We start from the raw sequence: 5722 nt of genomic DNA on the forward strand, positions 1-5722 counted from the left end.
CTGCAGGGACGCCCCGCCGCGCCGGTCACGGCGCCGGCCGGCACGGCAGCGGACGGGCCGGCACGCTGATCCGCAACGAAATAATGCGCGTGTAGCGCTTGCGTCAGGCAGGCGCGCCGCCGCCGGTCCAGGCTCTGCGGAGCCGCCGGCGCGCGGGTGCGCGAGGGCGCAGGCAATCCATGCCGGGCGACACGGGCCGACAAGGGGCGAATGACATGTACGATCTGGACATACAGCGGGTGCGCGAGAGCTATGCGGCGATCGGCGACGGCGCCGGCCTGGGCCGGGGCTTCTATGCGCAGTTGTTCCGCCTGCGGCCCGACGCGCGCGCGCTGTTCCCGGCCGACCTGGACCAGCAGGTGCGCAAGCTCATCGACATGCTCGGGTCCATCGTGCGCGCGCTCGATGCGCCGAGCCAGCTCGCGCGCGACTTCGCCGAGCTCGGCCGCCGCCACCTCGGCTACGGCGTCAGCGAAGAGGACTACGACGACGTCGGCGCCGCACTGCTGATGGCCCTGCGCGAACAGCTCGGTCCGGCCTTCACGCCGGAAGTCGAACAGGCCTGGGCCACGCTCTACGGCGATCTGGCCGAGGCGATGATCGCGGCCGAGAACGGCGCGAGTCCGCCGGCCTGACGGTTCATCGGCCGCCAGGCCCCGGGGCGGCCGCGGTACGGCGGCAGGGTATGCTGCGCGGCGTCATCCGCGCGGCGCAGCAATGTCCATGAGCCTGATCCGCATCCTTCCCGACGACGTGAAGATCGACACCGTGCCGGGCGAGACCGTGCTCGCGGCGGCGCTGCGCGCCGGCGTGCCGCATCTGCATCTGTGCGGCGGCCATGCGCACTGTTCGACCTGCCGGGTCGAGGTGCGCGACGGCGAAGACGGGTGCGCGCCGCCGACCGAGGCCGAGCGGCGGATCGCCGAGCAGCTGCGTTTTCCGCCCCACCTGCGCCTGGCCTGCCAGACCGTCGTGGACGGGCCGATGACGGTGCGTCGTCTCGTGCTCGACGCGCACGATGCACGGCTCGTCGACCGACGGCAGCGCGATTCCGAGGCGACCGCGAGCGCCGGCGAGGAACGCGAGCTCGCGATCCTGTTCGCCGACATCCGCGGCTTCACCGCATTTTCCGAACGGTTGCCGCCGTACGACGTGATCCACGTGCTCAACCGCTATTTCCAGGCCGCCGGCGAAGTCGTCGAACGCCAGGGCGGACAGATCGACAACTACATGGGCAACGGCTTCATGGCCCTGTTCGGGCTGCACGGCGAGGCGGATTCCGCGTGCCTGCGCGCGGTCGGCGCGGCGCTTGCGCTGATCGACGCCGTCGCCGCATTGCAGCCGTACCTGCTGACCGCGTTCGGCCAGACCTTCGACGTCGGCGTCGGCATCCATTACGGCTGCGCGGTCGTCGGCAACGTCGGCGCGGCCGGACGCGAGCGCGTGACCGCGATCGGCGATGCGGTCAATCTCGCGAGCCGCATCGAGGCGGCCAACAAACGTTTCGGCACGCGCCTGCTGGTTTCCGAGCAGACCTGGACGCAGCTCGCCGGACGCGCGCAGATCGGCGCGATCCACGAGACCGCGCTGCCCGGCAAGAGCGGCAGCTACCGGCTGATCGAAGTGCGCGGATTGCGCGCGGACTGAACGGCGCGCGGGCGGCGCGAGCGTGCGCCCGCACCGCCGGAGCGCGATCGCACGGCACGTCGCGGCCGGCGCGCCGGGATCGCGTCGGCGCGCTCAGGCCGCCGCGGCGAATGCGCGCTGCATGTTCGCGGCGACGCCGCCGTAGAGCGTGGCCCAGGCGGTGTGCGCCGCATCGTCGAAGTCTGCGCCGAGGCGCGCGGCGAGCGTGTCGAGCAGTGCCGCGCCGACGATGGCGTAGTGGTGGCTCTGCACCTCGTAGCCGGCATGGCGCTGGCCCAGGTTCGCGAGCGGGCCGGCGAGCTGGTCCGGCCGGTCGAGGCCCGCGACCAGCATCGACAGCATGCGCACGAGCTTCGTGCGCTGTTCGGCGAGATCGGCGCCGAACATCGGCCGCACCTGCGGCGCGAGCGCGAACAGGCGCGTATAGAAATCCGCCGCGAAGCCGTCGGCGTCGCCGGCGATCGCGGCGAAGTTGGCGCGGATCAGTGTGATCGAAGCCGGGTCCAGCCAGGCGACCGGCGCAGTGGTGGTGTGCATGAGCGTTCCTGAATCAGCGAAGGAATGCCGTCAACCGGGCCCGTTCCGGCGGAGCCGGGCAGGGCGAGGAGGCGGATACGAGGGCCGACGCCGCAGCGTCGGGGCCTGCGGCGTCGGCGTCGCCGGCGGGGAGTACGGGGGTGATCGCCGACGGGACGCAGTGTCGGCAGCGCGCCGATACGCTGCCTGACGGCAAACCGCCTGCAGCGTTATCGGATCATTTTTATTTGCGGCATCAGCGGATTGCGGGTCTCACCCGATGCGAAAGAGGCGGCGCGCAGCGGTGGCTGCACCGCGGATCGCGGCGACGGTCGCCGCAGCGGACCGTCGTTCGCGTGCGGTCGGCGCGGCTCAGCGTGGCGCCTCGAAGCCCGCGTGGAACAGCGTGTCGGCATCGGACAGGCAATACAGCGCGTAGCGCGTCGAGCAGGCGTAGGCATAGCTCGTGCGCAGCCACAGCGGGCCGGCGATGTTGGCCGTCAGCGTGCCTCCGCGGGCTGCCGCGTCGCTCCAGCCGCTGCACTGCTCGGCCGCGGCGCCTCCGTCGGCGCCGATGCCGGTCCAGACGCCGATGTTCGTCGTGTAGCGGCCGGCTTCGGTCACGTTGAGCGGCGTCCAGGTCGCGCCGGCCTGCAGCGCGGCCAGGTCGTCGGCGAGGCGCACGCCGTCGCGGCGCACCCACGGCAGGCCGGGCTCGGTGACGCGCGCGAACGCCGGCGTCGCGCCGTCCGACAGCAGCGCCTTGAAGCGGTCCGGCCGATGCAGGCCGGCGCTCGCGGCGCGCAGACGGCAGATCGCGTCGGCGGCGGCGATGCCGGACTGGCCTTGCATCTCGGGCCATTCGGCGAAATTGCCTGGGCCGCCGCCGTCGGTCACGAAGGCTTCGCGCTTGCCGAATTCGCGAGGTCTGGCCGCAGCGGCATTGCCGCTGCCGGGTTCCAGGCAGTACAGACGCGCCGTGATATTGCAGCCGACGCCGCCGCCGGCGGACCAGCCGCCGCTCGTGGAGTCCGCGCCGCCGACGCTCATCGCCGCGCCGGCGCTCGTGCTCCAGCCGTTGCAGTCGGCGCCGGCCGCGTTCGCGCCGGCGGCGTCCGTGCCGTCAGCGATGGTCTGCACATAGCCGGTGAACGGCAGCGGCCGGCCGAATTCGTCGCGATTGATCGGATGGAACAGGCGGCCGGCCAGCTGGTCGGCGAGGCTCGCGGCGATCAGCCTGTCGTCGGTGCGCTGCCACGGCCCGGCGTCGGTCGGCAGTTGCGTCAGGCCGCAGTTCGCGCTGCGTTTGCCGCGCAGGCCGTGCGCGCGGCAGTAGGCGTCGTCGCTCGTGTCCGACAGCCAGGCGACGAACGCGTCGGCGTTGACGAGATTCGCGGCGCGGGCGCGCGCACGGCAGACCGCGTCGGCGCCGGCGAGTCCGGCGCGGCCACCGGAGTCGGCCCAGCTCGCGAGATTGCCGTTGCCTTGAACCGAAGTGACGAACGCGCGATGCGGCGCATTCTGCGCCGCGAGCGGGGGTGCTAGCAGAAACAGCGCGGCAGGGATCCAGCGCATCGACATGGAGCATCCTTGGCAGTAGGGATGCTCCGGGAACGGAAAAGCAGCGCGGAGGCTGTCAGCCTCCGGCTGCTTCGACAGCGGACGTCGGCGCTGTGGCGCCGCTCGGGCCGCCGGTGGAGGTGGCATGACGGGAGAACGGCTGTGCCGGCCCGGCGCACGCCCGGAAGATCCGCGTCACGCGTCGGCGGAAATCACGGCGCCGTGGTCTGAAAGCCGTCGGCGAAGATCAGCTCCGATTCGAAGGCGCCGATGTCGACGGCCGGACCGAGCACGCGCGTGCGGCCGTCCGCGTCGAACGTGCCCGAGCCGCCCTGCGGGTTCGCGATGCCGCTGTCGACGAGGATGGAGTCGGCGCGCGGGCGCGGATTGTTGTAGGCGACGAAGCCCGGATCACCGCTGCTCGGCGACAGGTTCGCGGCCGGCGTGCCGCGCAGGCTGCCGTAGTGGGTCCGCGTCAGGAACACGCCGCTGCCGAATACCGACAGATCGGCGGTCGTCGGGTCGGGGTCGTTGCCCCAGAACACGCTGTTGCCGAGATAGGTGAAGCTGTTGCCGAAGTTGGCGATGTACAGGCCGCTCAGGAGGCTGTCGGCCGCGCTGGAGACCGTGTTGGCCACACTGAGGTGCGCGATGCGCGACGTGCCGCCGTCGTAGGTGCTGACCGAGAGGCCGCCGTTGCTCTTGGCCGAGCTGGAGCGCACGAACACGTCGCGCACGGTCAGCAGGCCCGCCGTATTTTCGAGGTAGCCGGCGGCGTTGTAGCCGTTGGGCGCCAGGCATTCGACCATCTGCAGACGTTCCAGCAGCGCCTCGTTGCCGGCCGTGACGTAGGTGTTCAGGCAGGCGCCCAGGCTGGTGCCCGTGTAGCCCGGGCTGCTCAGGGTCAGGTCGTGGGCGTGCAGCGTGCTGCCGCTGATCGCGCTGTTGGTGCTCAGATGCAGCGCGATCCTGTCGGCCGGTCCGACCAGAATGGTGGCCGCGCTGTTGAATGTCTTGTCCTGGCAGCTGTTGTTCGGCCCGCTCCAGCCGCCGGAGACCTCGACGACCTGGTTGGAATGACTGACGGTGCTCTTGAAGCTGCCGGTCGCTGCCGTCGCGATGTAGGTGCCCGTGCGTATTTTGATGACGACGTTGGTGTCGCTCGTGATCTCCGCGCTCACGAGAGCGTCGTGCAGCTGCTGCGCCGTGCCGACGCAGACGGAGAACGCGTGGCCCGGCAATGCCGGCAGCAGCAGGCCCAGACCGATCAGGCAGCGCGGGAACAGGGAATGGCGGGACGGGCGGATGGACATGGACGCGGCTCGCAAAGTGGCGCCGGTTCGGCGCGGACGGGGCGCACTGTCCGCATCCGCCGCCGCGGCTGCCTGACGGCAACGCGACGGCACCGTGACTCCGGAATTATTTCTTTTGCGCTCAATGCCTTGATTCGCCGTTTCGCGACACAAGATGAGCTGCGGGCCGGCGCTCGCCGCCGCTCTTTCGCCGCGGACCGGAGAATCCCGTGAACGACGCCTTGCTGGTCGCCTGTCCCCATTGCCACACCGTCAATCGCGCGCCGTCGGCGCGCCTGGCCGAGGCGCCGGTCTGCGGCCGCTGCGGCCAGGTCCTGTTCGCAGCCCGGCCGGTCGTGCTCGACGCGACGAGCTTCGACGCGCACGCCGTGCGCGCGGAGCTGCCGCTGCTCGTGGATTTCTGGGCGCCGTGGTGCGGTCCCTGCCGCACGATGGCGCCGCAGTTCGAGGCCGCCGCGGCCGACCTCGAACCGCAGTTCCGTCTGGCCAAGGTCGATACCGAAGCCGTGCCGGCGCTCGCGGCGCGCTACGCGATCCGCAGCATTCCGACGTTGATCCTGCTGCGCCGGGGCCGCGAGATCGCGCGCCAGTCCGGCGCGATCGGCCGCGCCGACATCGTGCGCTGGGCGCGCGCGCAGCGCGGTTGAGCCGCGGGCCCGCAGGCGGGATGACGCGCGCCGGCCCGG

At 71.7% G+C, this 5722-nt stretch carries 6 protein-coding genes; 3 read left to right on the top strand and 3 right to left on the bottom strand.

Annotated features, from left to right (window positions below; all coding sequences use genetic code 11):
* The first annotated feature begins 215 nt into the window (after positions 1 to 215).
* The gene (locus NON22_RS19310) at positions 216 to 635 is read left to right on the top strand and encodes a globin domain-containing protein (RefSeq protein WP_257388602.1); all 420 of its coding nucleotides are present in this window, start codon (positions 216 to 218) and stop codon (positions 633 to 635) included.
* Positions 636 to 723: 88 nt separating this feature from the next.
* Entirely contained in the window at positions 724 to 1647 is a 924-nt protein-coding gene (locus tag NON22_RS19315; protein ID WP_257388603.1) for an adenylate/guanylate cyclase domain-containing protein, read from the top strand.
* A gap of 93 nt (positions 1648 to 1740) precedes the next feature.
* Here the strand turns inward: NON22_RS19315 and NON22_RS19320 are convergent, their stop codons facing one another.
* The 3 genes from NON22_RS19320 to NON22_RS19330 form a co-directional block, all read right to left on the bottom strand.
* A complete protein-coding gene (locus tag NON22_RS19320) occupies positions 1741 to 2184 on the bottom strand; it encodes a globin domain-containing protein (protein WP_257388604.1) in 444 nt (147 codons plus the stop codon).
* 351 nt (positions 2185 to 2535) lie between these two features.
* A complete protein-coding gene (locus NON22_RS19325; protein ID WP_257388605.1) occupies positions 2536 to 3744 on the bottom strand; it encodes a hypothetical protein in 1209 nt (402 codons plus the stop codon).
* 191 nt (positions 3745 to 3935) lie between these two features.
* Positions 3936 to 5036, bottom strand: coding sequence for a hypothetical protein (locus NON22_RS19330; RefSeq protein ID WP_257388606.1), 1101 nt, complete (start codon positions 5034 to 5036; stop codon positions 3936 to 3938).
* A 209-nt stretch (positions 5037 to 5245) separates the two neighbouring features.
* Between NON22_RS19330 and trxC the strand changes: the two genes are divergently transcribed.
* On the top strand, positions 5246 to 5683 hold the full coding sequence (gene trxC / locus NON22_RS19335; protein ID WP_257388607.1) for a thioredoxin TrxC: 438 nt from the start codon (positions 5246 to 5248) through the stop codon (positions 5681 to 5683).
* The last annotated feature ends 39 nt before the right edge of the window (positions 5684 to 5722 follow it).

This window comes from Tahibacter caeni (assembly GCF_024609805.1).
GTDB classification, from domain to species: domain Bacteria; phylum Pseudomonadota; class Gammaproteobacteria; order Xanthomonadales; family Rhodanobacteraceae; genus Tahibacter; species Tahibacter caeni.